The sequence below is a fragment of the Aeromonas sp. Marseille-Q7275 genome (assembly GCF_965119515.1).
In genome coordinates this window covers 42,530-55,834 of sequence record NZ_CBCPLW010000020.1, presented here as the reverse complement: position 1 = coordinate 55,834, position 13,305 = coordinate 42,530, and the positions used below count along the sequence as shown (strand labels likewise).

The window sequence follows — 13,305 nt, the reverse complement described above, 5'->3', positions numbered from 1 at the left end:
TTTGCGGTCGGTAAGGGGTTCAGTCGGCTGCCTTGTTGAGCCACTCCACCCTGTACTGGGCACCGGCGCCTTGTGCCAGCTTGGCGCACAGGGGTTTGAGGAAGGCTTCGATCTGCTCGTCCAGCATCCAGGGGGGGCTGACGATCAGCATGCCGGAGCCGTTCATGCCCCAATCGGCGGTCTGGCCGGCCACTTCGAGCTCCGCCACCAGGACGTTGCCGAAGTTTTCCCGCTTGATCGCCTTGAGCATGTCGCGGGACTTGTCCGCCTCCTGGCCGAGGATGGGATACCAGAGGGCGTAGATGCCGGTGGCCCAGCGCTTCTGCGCCTTTTTCAGGGTATCGACCACGGCGAAGTAATCTTCCTTCAGCTCATAGGGAGGGTCGATCAGCACCAGCCCCCGGCGCGGCGTCGGCGGCAGCAGGGCCACCAGCCCCTCGAAACCGTCGCGATGGTGCACGGCGACGCGGGGGTCATACCCCATGTTGGCGCGAAGATCCTCCACCTCGTTGTTGTGCAGCTCCATCAGCGCCAGCTTGTCCTGATCGCGGGCGAGACGGCGCGACAGCTCCGGCGAACCCGGGTAGTAGTGCAGCTGACCATCGCTATTCATCTCTTCGATGACGCCAAGATAGGGGGCCATGGCGGACCATTGGGCCCGCTCGTCCCACAGGCGGCCTATGCCGTCGGCGTACTCCGCCTTCTTCTGGGACCAGTCGCCGCGCAGGTCGTAGAGACCGCCGCCGGCATGGGTGTCCAGCACGATGAAGGGCTTCTCCTTCTTCTTGAGGGACTCGATGATCAGGGCCTGGACGGCGTGTTTCAGCACGTCGGCATGGTTGCCGGCGTGAAAGGCGTGGCGATAGCTCAGCATATTAGGTCTCTGAGGGGGCCCTGCTGGGCACCCAGTAACGATAGATAGTTCAACAGGTTGTGGCTCTTGCCACGAAACAGGGAGAGGCCGCGCAGGGTCTGCAGCAGGACCCCTTGTTGCAGCCGCTCCAGCTCCAGCTCGTGGGCCAGCATGGCCTGGTACTCCTCCTCGGCCAGCCGTGCCTTGGCTTGCTGGCGCAGGGTGCGCCAGGGGAGCAGCACGGCCTCGGTCTGGACCAGGGCCGGTTGCAGATCGGTGAGGTCGACCGGGATGCCGAGCAAGTCCAGATGATGCAGCAGGAGCGCCAGATTGACGTTGCCACCCTGGCTCTGCACCTCGAGCCAGTCCTGGCTGCGCTGGCCATAGACCTTGCCGCTCCAGTGCCAGAAGCCGAGCGGCGTCGGCAGCTCGTGCACGGCGACCCGCTCGCTTGCCATCAGCTGTTCGTCACGCAAAGAAGGCCTGCTCCATGGTTTCCAGCTCCTCACTGAGGCTCATCCACTCCAGCTCCACCTCTTCCAGCTGCTCCTTGAGGGGGCCCTGGGACTTGAGCAGCTCGGAGAGCTTGCCCTTGGCGCTCTCTTCGTAGATGGCGGGATCGGCCAGCTGGCTCTCGATGTCGCCAAGCTTGCCCTGCAGCTTCTCCATGCTGGCCTCGAGCTTCTCCAGCTTCTGGCGCAGGGGCCGGGTCTGCTGGCGGAACTGGGCCTCGAGCCGCTTCTGATCCTTGCGTGCCACCGCCGAGTTGGCGGAGACGGGGCCGTCCACCGGCTTGGCGTTGGCCTCTTTCTCCTGCTCCCCGAGCCACTTGTGGTAGTCGTCCAGATCGCCGTCGAACGGTTCGACCCGGCCACCGTGGACCAGATAGAAGTCATCCGTGGTGGTGCGCAGCAGGTGACGGTCGTGAGAGACCACTACCATGGCGCCCTCGAAGCCTTGCAGCGCCATGGTGAGGGCGTGGCGCATCTCCAGATCCAGGTGGTTGGTCGGTTCATCCAGCAGCAGCAGGTTCGGTTTTTGCCAGGTGATGAGGGCCAGCACCAGCCGCGCCTTCTCGCCGCCGGAGAAGGGGGCCACCTTGTCCAGCGCCTTGTCGCCGTGGAAGCCGAAGCTGCCGAGGTAGTTGCGCAGCTCCTGCTCGGACTTGTCCGGCGCGAGGCGAGCCAGGTGATCGAGGGGGGTATCGTCCAGACGCAGGGTTTCGAGCTGATGCTGGGCGAAGTAGCCGATGCTGACCCCGGCGCTCACCTCCAGCTTGCCCGAGAGCGGCGCATTGGAGCCCGACAGCATCTTGATGAAGGTGGACTTGCCGGCGCCGTTGCGCCCCAGCAGGCCGATGCGCGAGCCCGGCACCAGGTTCATCTTTATCTTCTCCAGGATCACCTTGTCACCGTAACCGGCGCACAGGTTCTCCATGGCGATGAGGGGGGTCGGCAGGGCCGAGGGCTCGCGAAACTCGAAGCTGAACTCGGAGTCGGCGTGGGCGGGCAGGATCTTCTCCATCCGCTCCATGGCTTTCAACCGGCTCTGGGCCTGACGGGCCTTGGAGGCCTTGTAGCGGAAGCGGTCCACATAGGCCTGCATGTGGGACATCTCCCGCTGCTGCTTCTCGTACATGGACTGCTGCTGGGCCAGCTGCTCGGCGCGCTGCAGTTCGAAGTCGGAGTAGCCGCCGGTGTATTCGTTGAGCTTGCCGTTCTCGATGTGGATGATGCGGTTGATGACCGAATCGAGGAAGTCGCGGTCGTGCGAAATCAGCACCAGCGTGCCCTGATAGCCCTTGAGCCACTTCTCCAGCCAGATGACGGCGTCGAGATCCAGGTGGTTGGTCGGTTCATCGAGCAGCAGCAGATCGGAGCGGCACAGCAGGGCCTGGGCCAGGTTCAGGCGCATGCGCCAGCCACCGGAGAAGCTCCTTACCGGCGAGTCGAGCTGATCGCCACCAAAGCCCAGCCCGTGCAGCAGCTCGGCGGCGCGGGCGCGGATGCTGTAGGCGCCTATGGTGTCGAGCCTGCCGTGCAGCTCGGCGACCAGGAGGCCATTGTCATCCGCCTCGGCCTGGGCCAGCTGGGCTTCGAGGGCGCGGAACTCCTTGTCGCCATCGACCACGTACTCCAGCGCGGAGCAGTCCAGCGCCGGGGTCTCCTGGGCCACGCCGGCAATCTGCCAGCCGGCGGGCAGGCTGAAGCTGCCGTTGTCGATGGCCAGCTCGCCCCGCACCAGCGCAAAGAAGGTGGACTTGCCACAGCCGTTCTTGCCCACCAGGCCCACCTTGTGGCCGGGGTGTATGGTGGCGGACGCGTTGTCCAGCAGCGTGCGGCCGCCGCGGATCAGTTCGATTTGACTGGCAACTATCATGGATGGATCTGCTTGGCTCAATGAAGGGGAGAAACTGGCGCGGATCTTACGTGAAATGACTCGGATTTGCACTTGAGGCAGGCGGGCATGGCTGGCTGCGGCAAGAAAAACGTGCCATAACAGAGACATCTGTCAGGGGGCAGGAGGCTTCCATGTTGATTAAAGAGATCATGACGACCCGGGTTGCGACCGTTTCCATGGATGACAGGCTGGGTGTCATCAAGGCGATCTTCGAGCAGGCCCACTTTCGCCACCTGCTGGTGCTGGAAGATGACGTGCTGGTGGGAGTCATCTCGGACCGGGATCTGCTGCGCGCCCTCAGCCCCTATCTCGACACGGATGCCGAGATGAACCGCGACACCGAGACCCTCAACCGGCGGGCCCATCAGATCATGAGTCGCCAGCCCATCACCATCTCTCCCGACTCGTCCTTGCCGGAAGCCGCGGCCATCATGCTGGAGCAGCATGTCTCCTGCCTGCCGGTACTGGAAAACGGCGCCCTGGTCGGCATCGTCAGCTGGAAAGACCTGCTGCGCGTCATGCGGGACTGGCAACCTGTCTGAGGCGTCCCTGGGAGCGACTGGATCCTGCTTTGCCGGGTTTTCATTGACTCTTCCTCGATACAAACGTCTGCCATGTCGAGATATGGCATTTCTGTTGTTCTGATATTTTAATTTTAATGGTTTAAAATTCCGCATTAACCTGTGTTTGTGACACTTAGTGTCGCGACAAACGGGATAAATAGAGTATTTCTAATTAATCGACCCCAGCTTCAGTTCCCATCAAGGTTCGCAGATCTACCCTAGGTCATCGGAAATGAACCCGATTCAAAATGACAACGACCGAGCACAGGTCTGGTTTACACCTCAGAGGAACGAACAATGAAAAAGACAGCATTGACGATGGCCATCTCCAGCCTGCTGCTGGCCGGTGGTGCACAAGCTTCTACCGTTTACAACCAGGATGGTACCAAGCTTGACATCGGTGGCCGTGTTCAAGGCATGTACTACGGTAGCGACAACGACGACGAGAGTGGCGATCAGAGCTACCTGCGTCTGCGCATCGGTGGTGAGACCCGCATCAACGAAGAGACCGTCGCCAACGGCTTCGTCGAGTACAACGTACCGACCAACAGCTCCGACAACGAGCTGCGCTATGCCTACGTTGGTGTCAAGAACGATCGTTTCGGCGCCTTCAGCTACGGTCGTCAGGACGGTCTGATTGCCAAGGCCGTTAACGATTACACCGACGTTCTGCCGGAGTGGGGCGGAGATGGCCTGGGCAAGGGTACCGAAGTGTTCGGTACCGGTCGTACCAACGGCCTGGCTCAGTACCTCTACACCTTCGACGGCCTGGTGCTGGGTGCCCAGTTCACCGGCGAGAACGAAGCCCAGAACGAGAGCGCGTCCAGCTGGACCAGGGGCTCCGAAGAGGGCTACGCCCTGTCTGCCAACTACAACTTCGACATGGGCATCAGCCTGGGTCTGGCCTATAACCAGGCTGGCAAGACTGCCGATCAGGCTGCCAATGCCAACTTCGGTGGCAGCGAAGACGCCAAGCTGACCGCAGTCGGTATCAAGTACAACGCCAACAACCTGTACGCTGCCGCGACCTACGCCTACGGTGAAAATCACGTCTATGTGAACCAGGCTGGCAACGACGGTTATGCCTCCGAGAGCAACGGTTACGAAGCCGTGGTTCAGTACACTTGGGGTCAATGGAAGCCGTCCCTGGCGTATAACCGCCTGGACGTGAAAGATTCCGACCAGAACCTGGATGACACCCTGACCGAGTACGTGTCCATCGGTGCCTGGTACAACATCAACGACAACTTCGATGTCTACGTTGATTACAAGGCCAACCTGCTGAACAGCGACGGCACTGACGGGTACAACAAGTTTGGCCAGAACACCGACGACGTCGTTGGCGTGGCCATGCAGTACCACTTCTAAGTCGTTCCCTGACTGCCTACTGTATTTTTTGACCGGCCGCCTCGCGGCCGGTTTTTTTATGGGCGCAACACCAGATGTGCCCTTTCTCGGCCATCAGGCCAATCCCGGGTTCAGCATTCTTCCCTGCTGGTCGATAACTCTCTTTGTCGGGCCGATGGAGATGAGGGCTGCTGGCATGGGGCTATGGGGTGAGGATCACGCCCCGCGGTCAAGATCCTATCTTTTCTCGACCCTTTTCATTATTTCTATAGAGACTTGCGTTGCTCCTGCCGGGGGAATGCGGGTCTGGTTGGCATGCTGGCGCCCCTCTGGCGGGGCGGCACTCGGAAAACGGACGTAAGGGCTTTATATGGCGAGCATATTGGATTCAGTGGATCAACGTACCCAGCTGGTGGGGGAGAATCGCCTGGAGTTGCTGATGTTCCGGTTGGGATCCCAGCAGCTGTTTGCGATCAACGTCTTCAAGGTGCGGGAGGTGGTGAAGCTGCCCCATCTCAACAAGATGCCGGGCTCCCATCACAACATCAGCGGGGTGGCGAACATCCGCGGCGTCTCCATTCCCGTCATCAACCTGCGCGGTGCCATCGGCATGCGCCCCATGGCGGTCGACAACGAATCCAACCTCATCATCACCGAATACAACCGCACCATTCAGGGATTCCTGGTGGGGCAGGTGGCCCACATCGTCAACATGACCTGGAAGGACATATTGCCGCCCCCCCGTTCGGCGGGGCGCGCCAACTACCTCACCGCCATCACCCGCATCCCGGAGGGCGGGGTCGACCAGATTGTCGAAATCATCGACGTGGAGAAGGTGCTGGCGGAGATCATCACCTATGACATCCGCATCTCGGCGGAAGTGCTGGACAAGGAGATCCTGCCCCAGATGCAGGGGCGCCGGGTGCTCATCGTCGATGACTCCAGCACGGCACGCAATCAGGTGCGCGAGACCCTCGCCCAGCTCGGCCTCGAGGTGATCGAGTGCCAGGATGGGCTGCAGGCGCTCAAGCTGCTCAAGGGGTGGTGCGATGCGGGCAAGAAGGTGACCGACGAGATCATGCTGATGATCACGGACGCCGAGATGCCGGAGATGGATGGCTACCGCCTGACCCACGAGGTGCGCAGCGATCCGCGCATGGCCGATCTCTTCATCACCCTCAATACCTCACTGAGCGGCAACTTCAACGAGGCCATGGTCAAGAAGGTGGGATGCGACCGCTTCATCTCCAAGTTCCAGCCTGATCTGCTGGTCGGGGTCACCCAGGAGCGCATGCGCCAGATCCTGGGAGCTTGAACCCGACTCAAGGGCTTATCGCCTCAAGCCAGCTCGATAACAGAACACCCGCCTTGGCGGGTGTTCTGTTTTGGCGGGCAGGAGGCCAATGCCGTCCCCTGGGGTCACTGGGTCAGCAGGGGCTCGATAAAGCTCGCGACCCGGTCGCGGATCTGCGGCTGGGCTTCGGCCGTGGGATGGAGGCCATCGTTCATCAGGAGTTCAGGGCGAAGCGCAATATCATCGATAAAGAAGGGCATCAGCGGCAGGTCATTGGCCTGCGCCAGCTCCGGGAAGATCTGCTCGAACTGCTGCAGGTAGCGGGCGCCATAGTTGCGGGGCAGCTGGATCTGGGTCAGCACCGTCTTCGCCTGGCTGGCCTTGGCCAGCTCCACCATCTTGGTGAGGTTGGCCCGGGTGATGGCGGGGGCGAAGCCGCGCAGGCCATCGTTGGCCCCCAGCTCGATCAGTACCCAGTCAGGCTTGTGCTCCTCGAGCAGGGCGGGCAGGCGGGCCAGCCCTCCCTGGGTGGTTTCACCGCTGATGCTGGCGTTGATGAGCCTGTGCTCGCCACCCTGCTGCTGCCACTTCTCGTTGAGCAGGGCAGGCCAGCTCTGTTCGGCCTGCATCTGGTAGCCGGCACTCAGGCTGTCCCCCAGTACCAGCAGGGTTTGCGCCTGGACCGATGAGATCCAGCAACACAGGCAACTCAAGACGAACAAGACACGGGTCATGCATTCAACTCCCAGGATCTATTGTCATTACAGGTTAAGGCAAACAGGAAACGCATCATGAGTTCAACGCCCATTATCACCGTCAGGGGGCTCGGCAAAACCGTTCGCCTCGGCCAGGAAAGTCTCACCATCCTTGAAGGGATCGATCTGCAAGTCAATACCGGCGAGACGCTGGCCCTGGTCGGCGCCTCCGGATCCGGCAAGTCCACCCTGCTCGGCCTGCTGGCCGGACTCGACCTGCCGAGCAGCGGCGAGATAGAGATCCTGGGCCAGTCCCTGACCCGGCTGGACGAGGAGGGGCGGGCCAGACTGCGCGCCGAGCAGGTGGGGTTCGTGTTCCAGTCCTTCCTGCTGCTGCCCACCCTGAGCGCCCTGGAGAACGTCATGCTGCCGGCCGAGCTGCGCGGCGAGACCGACTGTGAGCCCAGGGCCCGCGAGCTGCTCACCCAGGTCGGGCTGGCCGAGCGGCTGCACCACCTGCCGCCGCGCCTGTCCGGGGGGGAGCAGCAGCGGGTCGCCATCGCCCGGGCCTTTATGACCCGCCCCAGCCTGCTGCTGGCGGACGAGCCCACCGGCAACCTCGACAGCAAGACGGGGGAGACGGTGATCGAACTGCTGTTTCGTCTCAACCGCGAACACAACACCACACTAGTGGTGGTGACCCACGATCATGAGCTGGCCCAGCGCTGCCAGCGGCAGCTGGTGATGGCGGCGGGACGGCTGGAGGCAGATGCGCCAGCATCCGAAGCCACCTTGGCTCCCCGTGTCAGGGAGCTGTCATGAATCAATGGCGATTGGGGTTCACGTTAATGTGCGGGGAAGGCGTCAATGACAAGTGGCTGCCCGGACTGACGCAGGCGAGGAGCAAGTCATGAGTCAATGGAGACTGGGTTTCAAACTGCTGCGCCGGGAAGGATTCAGCGGGGAGCTGCGCTGGTTCGTGCTGGCGCTGGCCCTGAGCGTGGCCTGCGTGCTGAGCGTGGCCCTGGTGGCGGATCGGCTGGATGCGGGGCTCAAGGCCTCGGGCCGTGACTTCATCGGGGCGGATCGGGTGCTGCGCTCCGCCACCCCGGCGCCCGAGGCCTGGCTCGCCCAGGCGAAGCAGGAGGGGCTCCTCGTCCAGACCACGGTCAGCTTCAACAGCATGCTGTTTCACGGCGACGGCCTGCAGCTGGCGTCCATTCGCGCCGTGCCGAGCGATTTCCCCTTCTATGGCAAGCTGGAGCTGATGCCCCAGCGTGCCCCTGCGCCCGGCGAGATCTGGCTCTCCGCCCGGGTGATGCAGTTGCTCGGTGCCAAACTCGGGGACGAGCTGGAGGTCGGCAACACCAGATTGACGGTGGCGGGGGAGCTGGGCCAGGAGCCGGATCAGGGCTTCAGCCCCTTCCAGATGGCGCCAAGGGCGCTGATCCACAGCGCCGATATAGAGGCGACCGGCGCCCTCTTGCCGGGCAGCCGCCAGCAGTGGCGCTATCTCATCAAGGGGCCCCGGGAGGGGGTCGCCCGCTATGAGCGCTGGCTCAAGCCCAAGCTGACGGCGGGGCAGAAGCTGATCAAGCCGGGCGACGAGGGCTCCCAGGTCGGCAAGTCCCTGGCCAATGCCGAGCGCTTCTTCCGCCTGGCGTCCCTGGCCGGCGTGCTGCTGGGGGCCCTGGCCATGGGCATAGCGGTGCGTCACTTCGCCGAGCGCCAGACCAACATGGTGGCGCTGCTCAAGACGCTGGGGGCGTCGCGGCGTACCCTCTGGCAACTGATGGGGACGCTCCTCGCCTCCCTGACCCTGATAGGTGCCCTGATCGGCCTGGTGGCGGGGAGCGCCATGCAGTGGCTGACGCTGCAACTGCTGGGGGATCTGCTGCCAGCTGATCTGCCGCCGCCCTCCTGGCGCCCCTTTGCCCTGGGTCTGGCGGTCGCCTTCTTCATCACCCTGCTGCTGGCCTTCATCCCCTTCCTGCGCCTGCTCAAGGTGCCGCCGCTGCGGGTGCTGCGTCGGGAGCTGGAGGCGGGCATTCCCCCCTGGCTGACGGTGCCCGTGGGGCTGCTCGGTCTGTTTGCCCTGGTCTGGGGCTTTACCGCCGATGTCAGGTTGGCGCTCGGTCTCATCGGGGGCATGGGGCTGCTGATGGTGCTGCTGGCGCTGCTGGCCTCCGGGCTGCTGCGACTCGGTGGTCGGCTCAAGGGCCCTCATGCCCTGCGTCTGGCCATCAGTCACCTCTCCCGCGAGCGCGGCAGCGGCCTGTTCCAGCTGGCGGGCTTTGCCCTGGCGCTCATGCTGTTCGGGCTGTTGTGGGCGGCGCGGGTCGATCTGCTGGATGATTTTTCCGCCCGTCTGCCCGCGGATGCCCCCAACCGCTTCCTGGTCAATGTGGCCGACGGGGAGCGCGACGGCATACTGGCGGATCTGCACAAGGCCGGTGCCATCACCTCGGACTTCTACCCCATGGTGCGCGGGCGTCTGACCCGGATCGCCGGTCAGGCGGTGGGTGAGGATGCGGCCCGGGAGGGGGTGAACCGCGAGCTCAACTTCACCACCACGGCGACCCTGCCCCCCGACAACCAGGTCACCTCGGGCCAGTGGCTTGGCGGCAAGGGGGAGGTTTCCGTCGACGAGGTGCTGGCGGGCCAGCTCGGCATCGCCCTGGGGGACGCCCTCAGCTTCACCATAGAGGGGCGCAGCTTCGAGGCCAGGGTGACCAGCCTGAGGTCCATCAAGTGGGACAACATGAGACCCAACTTCTACATGATCTTCTCGCCGGACGTGCTGGCCCCCTTCTCCCAGACCTGGCTTGGCAGCTATCGTCTGCCGCCTGAGGGACGCAGCGCCGAGGTGGAGCTCATCCGTCGCCACCCCACGGTGAGCCTCATCGACGTGGAGGATCTGATAGGGCGGCTGACCCTGGTCTCGGATCAGGTGAGCCGGGCGCTGGGGCTGATGCTGGGGCTGGTGACGGTGGCCGCCCTGCTGGTGCTGCTGACCCAGACCCAGGCCAGCATGGCCCATCGGCGCCGGGAGCTGCTCTTGATGCGCACCCTGGGGGCGGGCAGCAAACTGCTCGAGAAGATGCTGCGCTGGGAGCTGGTGGCGAGCGGCGCCCTGGCGGGGCTGTGCGCCGCCATGGTGGTGGAGCTCTGCTCCTTTGGCCTGCAGTGGTGGTGGTTCGATGGCCAGTGGCAGTTCCACTGGGCCATCTGGGCCGGCCTGCCCTTGCTGGGGGCTCTGCTGGTGACCCTGGCCGGTCAGGGCATGCGCCGTCAGCTGCTGGCGGGCACCCTGAGCGACCGGCTAAGAGGTCTGGGACAGGGGCTGCTCTGACGGCCGCTGGCGAGGTGCCAATAGTAACAATCCCGACCCAGGTCGGGATTTTTCATGGTGGTTTCAGCGCGGGGACTGCAGCAGGTTGCCGAGTGCCTCGGGGAGGGCCGGATAGGTGAAGTGGAACCCCGCCTCCTGCAGGCGTGCGGGCAGGATCTGCTGGCCGGTGAGCAGCAGATCCGCCGCCTCGCCCATCAGCAGCCGAAGCACCCGGGCTGGCACGAAGAAGAGGTGCGGGCGATGCAGCGTGCCGGCCAGGGTCTGGCTGAACTGGCGATTGCTGACCGGCTGCGGGGCCGTGCCATTGAAGATCCCCTCGCACTCGTCGTGCTCGAGGAGAAACAGCATGGCCCGCACCAGATCCTGCACGTGGATCCAGCTCATCATCTGGGTGCCCGGGCCCATGGGGCCACCGAGCCCCAGCCGATAGGGGGGCAGCATCCTGGGCAGAGCGCCCCCATCGGTGCCGAGCACCAGGCCGATGCGCACTATGCAGACCCGGGTCTGGGGGCTGCGGGCCTGCAGGGCCAGCTGCTCCCACCGCTGGCAGAGGCGGTGGGTGAACTCGTCGTGGGGATGGTGGCAGCGCTCGTCCAGGGGCTCATCCCCCTGGCGGCCATACCAGCCGATGGCGGAGGCGCTCAGCAGCAATCTGGGGGGCGTGCTGGAGAGCTTGACGAGATCCACCAGTTGCTCGGTCAGCAGCCAGCGGCTGTTGCACAGCAACTGCTTGCGGGACTCGCTCCAGCGGCCACTGGCGATGGGCTCCCCGGCCAGGTTGATGACGATGTCCACGTCATTGAGGTGGTCCAGCCGGTCCAGGTTGTCCAGCAGGGTGACGTCATGGCCAAGCAGCTCATAGGCCCGGCTGCCCTGGCGGGTCAGCACCACCACCTCGTGCGCCACCTTGAGGTGTGCCACCAGGCGGCGGCCGATAAAGCCCGTTCCCCCCGTGATCAGTATCTTCATGTGCTGCCTCCCTGATGGCTGTTGGCTCTACTCTAGAGGCTGGGCACTGGATGGACAAGCTCCTGTTTTTATGAGCATTATAAATTCATGATGGCGCCGCCTCGCGCGCCTTGCGCCAGGGTGCTGGCGCTGGCGAAAGGCATGGGAGCTGAATGGGGAGGGGGGCTTGCCTCCCAGAGCGGGTGCCATCTGGATTTCACCCGAGCGCATCATCATTGCTTGCCAAGCGGGCAGCAGCGGGTAAACTCGCCTGCTTTTTCGCCGTGACCATGAGGACGGTTATGCCATTTCGTCGTTTAAGGGTGCGTCTATTCTATGTCCGGCTGGCCTGTGCCCTGCTGGCGGGTCTGCTGCCCATGGTGCTGGGGCTCGCCGTCATCACCTGGCAGACCGCTGCCGGAGTGCAGCAGGATGCGGTGGAGCGGCTGCAACATGCCAGGCTGATGTTCGACCGCACCCTGGACAACGCCCAGCTGGCGGCATCGGCCCTTGCCGGCAGTCTGAACAAGCCCTGCCTCGAGGTGGTTCAGGGGCTGCGGGATCAGGTGGCGACGGTGCCGGATGTGCGCAGCGTCAACCTGGCAGAGGGTACGACCATCTACTGCACCTCCCTCTATGGCCCTGTCAGCGGGGAGATCCAGCTGGGCGACTACGTGGGTGGCAAGCTGGATCTCATGAAGGGCAACCCCGTCACCCCGAATCGCCCCCTCATCGTCTACCGGGAGGAGATGGGCAGGTTCAGCGTGCTGGTGGGGATAGATGGCTACTACCTGCTCAACATTCTGGACATGCTGAGCCGCAACTCCCCCCTCGGGCTGGTGGTCGGCCAGGAGATGCTGCTGCGGGACAGCCAGCTCACCGACCGCCTCATCCCGTCGGACAGTCCGGGCTACCTGGAGGAGGCCTCCGGCAAGTATCCGTTCAAGGTGGTGACCAGGGTATCGGTCGATGAATACAGGGCCCACATCTGGGACTACTCCAAGGTCGGCATCATAGTCTACCCCCTTCTGAGCGTGCTGTTCGGGGTGGGGATCTTCTGGCTGATGGGGCGATCGACCTCCCCGACCCAGGAGCTGAAGCGGGCGCTGGATCAGCAGGAGTTCATCCCCTATCTGCAGCCCGTGGTGACGGGGAAGGATGCACACTGGAGTGGCTGCGAGGTGCTGATGCGCTGGCAGCATCCCCGTCAGGGGATGATCTCGCCGGATCGCTTCATTCCGCTGGCGGAAGACAGCGGCCTCATCGTCCCCATGACCCGGCTGCTGATGGCCCAGGTGCGGGAGACCTTTGCCCCCCTGGCGGATCAGTTGCCCAGGGGATTCCACTTCGGTTTCAACATCAGCGCCAGCCACTGCAAGGATCTGAGCCTGCTGGACGATTGCCGGGACTTCATCGACGCCTTCCGCAACAACCCCATCAAGCTGGTGCTGGAGTTGACCGAGCGGGAGCTCATCGTAGCGGACGAGACGACAGACCGGCTGTTTGCCGAACTGCATCAGCTCGGCGTCTTCATCGCCATCGACGACTTCGGTACTGGCCACTCCAGCCTGACCTATCTGCAGGCCTTCCAGGTGGACTTCCTCAAGATCGACAAGAGCTTCGTCGGCATGATTGGCTCGGATGCGCTCTCCAGCCACATCGTCGAGAACGTCATCGATCTGGCGACCCGGCTCGGTCTGCTGCTGGTGGCGGAAGGGGTGGAGAACCAGGTGCAGGCCGATTACCTGAGGGAGCGCCAGGTGGATTTCCAGCAGGGCTACTTCTATGGCAGGCCCATGCCGATGACGGCCTTTGCCAGCCTGCTGCCCACCCAGCAGCCCCCGTCAGCCTGA

At 63.7% G+C, this 13,305-nt stretch carries 11 protein-coding genes; 6 read left to right on the top strand and 5 right to left on the bottom strand.

What is annotated here, in order from left to right; translation table 11 throughout:
- Positions 1 to 19: 19 nt before the first annotated feature.
- The 3 genes from ACWPWQ_RS17265 to ACWPWQ_RS17255 are packed head-to-tail and all read right to left on the bottom strand — an operon-like array spanning position 20 to position 3,232.
- Complete coding sequence (locus ACWPWQ_RS17265) at positions 20 to 874, bottom strand: 23S rRNA (adenine(2030)-N(6))-methyltransferase RlmJ (RefSeq protein ID WP_005325910.1); 855 nt, start codon at positions 872 to 874, stop codon at positions 20 to 22.
- Positions 868 to 1,329, bottom strand: coding sequence for a DUF2390 domain-containing protein (locus ACWPWQ_RS17260; protein ID WP_162519175.1), 462 nt, complete (start codon positions 1,327 to 1,329; stop codon positions 868 to 870). The genes ACWPWQ_RS17265 and ACWPWQ_RS17260 overlap by 7 nt, the downstream gene beginning before the upstream one ends.
- On the bottom strand, positions 1,322 to 3,232 hold the full coding sequence (locus ACWPWQ_RS17255) for an ABC transporter ATP-binding protein (protein ID WP_371159417.1): 1,911 nt from the start codon (positions 3,230 to 3,232) through the stop codon (positions 1,322 to 1,324). Before ACWPWQ_RS17255 ends, ACWPWQ_RS17260 begins: the two co-directional genes overlap by 8 nt.
- 152 nt (positions 3,233 to 3,384) lie before the next feature.
- Here ACWPWQ_RS17255 and ACWPWQ_RS17250 point away from each other — a divergent pair, with 152 nt between their 5' ends.
- The 3 genes from ACWPWQ_RS17250 to ACWPWQ_RS17240 all read left to right on the top strand — a co-directional run bounded on the left by ACWPWQ_RS17250 (position 3,385) and on the right by ACWPWQ_RS17240 (position 6,478).
- Entirely contained in the window at positions 3,385 to 3,795 is a 411-nt protein-coding gene (locus ACWPWQ_RS17250; RefSeq protein WP_139435991.1) for a CBS domain-containing protein, read from the top strand.
- Positions 3,796 to 4,113: 318 nt separating this feature from the next.
- Positions 4,114 to 5,184, top strand: coding sequence for a porin (locus ACWPWQ_RS17245; RefSeq protein ID WP_404837840.1), 1,071 nt, complete (start codon positions 4,114 to 4,116; stop codon positions 5,182 to 5,184).
- Positions 5,185 to 5,533: 349 nt separating this feature from the next.
- Complete coding sequence (locus tag ACWPWQ_RS17240) at positions 5,534 to 6,478, top strand: chemotaxis protein CheV (RefSeq protein ID WP_139435995.1); 945 nt, start codon at positions 5,534 to 5,536, stop codon at positions 6,476 to 6,478.
- Positions 6,479 to 6,582: 104 nt separating this feature from the next.
- Here ACWPWQ_RS17240 and ACWPWQ_RS17235 read toward each other — a convergent pair whose 3' ends face one another.
- Positions 6,583 to 7,191, bottom strand: a complete 609-nt coding sequence (locus tag ACWPWQ_RS17235) for an arylesterase (protein WP_454010343.1) — start codon at positions 7,189 to 7,191, stop codon at positions 6,583 to 6,585.
- A gap of 57 nt (positions 7,192 to 7,248) precedes the next feature.
- Here ACWPWQ_RS17235 and ACWPWQ_RS17230 point away from each other — a divergent pair, with 57 nt between their 5' ends.
- Positions 7,249 to 7,974, top strand: a complete 726-nt coding sequence (locus ACWPWQ_RS17230; RefSeq protein ID WP_043132953.1) for an ABC transporter ATP-binding protein — start codon at positions 7,249 to 7,251, stop codon at positions 7,972 to 7,974.
- Positions 7,975 to 8,062: 88 nt separating this feature from the next.
- Positions 8,063 to 10,504 (top strand): ABC transporter permease, encoded by a 2,442-nt coding sequence (locus tag ACWPWQ_RS17225; RefSeq protein ID WP_454010342.1) that lies wholly within the window; start codon positions 8,063 to 8,065, stop codon positions 10,502 to 10,504.
- A gap of 63 nt (positions 10,505 to 10,567) precedes the next feature.
- Here ACWPWQ_RS17225 and ACWPWQ_RS17220 read toward each other — a convergent pair whose 3' ends face one another.
- Entirely contained in the window at positions 10,568 to 11,473 is a 906-nt protein-coding gene (locus ACWPWQ_RS17220) for a TIGR01777 family oxidoreductase (RefSeq protein WP_454010341.1), read from the bottom strand.
- A 281-nt stretch (positions 11,474 to 11,754) separates the two neighbouring features.
- Between ACWPWQ_RS17220 and ACWPWQ_RS17215 the strand changes: the two genes are divergently transcribed.
- Complete coding sequence (locus ACWPWQ_RS17215) at positions 11,755 to 13,305, top strand: EAL domain-containing protein (RefSeq protein WP_454010340.1); 1,551 nt, start codon at positions 11,755 to 11,757, stop codon at positions 13,303 to 13,305.

Excerpts from the sequence above, each read along its gene's own strand:
- ACWPWQ_RS17265 (WP_005325910.1), bottom strand. The coding sequence starts at position 874 with ATGCTGAGCTATCGCCACGCCTTTCACGCCGGCAACCATGCCGACGTG.
- ACWPWQ_RS17255 (WP_371159417.1), bottom strand. The coding sequence starts at position 3,232 with ATGATAGTTGCCAGTCAAATCGAACTGATCCGCGGCGGCCGCACGCTG.
- ACWPWQ_RS17250 (WP_139435991.1), top strand. The coding sequence starts at position 3,385 with ATGTTGATTAAAGAGATCATGACGACCCGGGTTGCGACCGTTTCCATG.
- ACWPWQ_RS17245 (WP_404837840.1), top strand. The coding sequence starts at position 4,114 with ATGAAAAAGACAGCATTGACGATGGCCATCTCCAGCCTGCTGCTGGCC.
- ACWPWQ_RS17240 (WP_139435995.1), top strand. The coding sequence starts at position 5,534 with ATGGCGAGCATATTGGATTCAGTGGATCAACGTACCCAGCTGGTGGGG.
- ACWPWQ_RS17235 (WP_454010343.1), bottom strand. The coding sequence starts at position 7,191 with ATGACCCGTGTCTTGTTCGTCTTGAGTTGCCTGTGTTGCTGGATCTCA.
- ACWPWQ_RS17230 (WP_043132953.1), top strand. The coding sequence starts at position 7,249 with ATGAGTTCAACGCCCATTATCACCGTCAGGGGGCTCGGCAAAACCGTT.
- ACWPWQ_RS17225 (WP_454010342.1), top strand. The coding sequence starts at position 8,063 with ATGAGTCAATGGAGACTGGGTTTCAAACTGCTGCGCCGGGAAGGATTC.
- ACWPWQ_RS17220 (WP_454010341.1), bottom strand. The coding sequence starts at position 11,473 with ATGAAGATACTGATCACGGGGGGAACGGGCTTTATCGGCCGCCGCCTG.
- ACWPWQ_RS17215 (WP_454010340.1), top strand. The coding sequence starts at position 11,755 with ATGCCATTTCGTCGTTTAAGGGTGCGTCTATTCTATGTCCGGCTGGCC.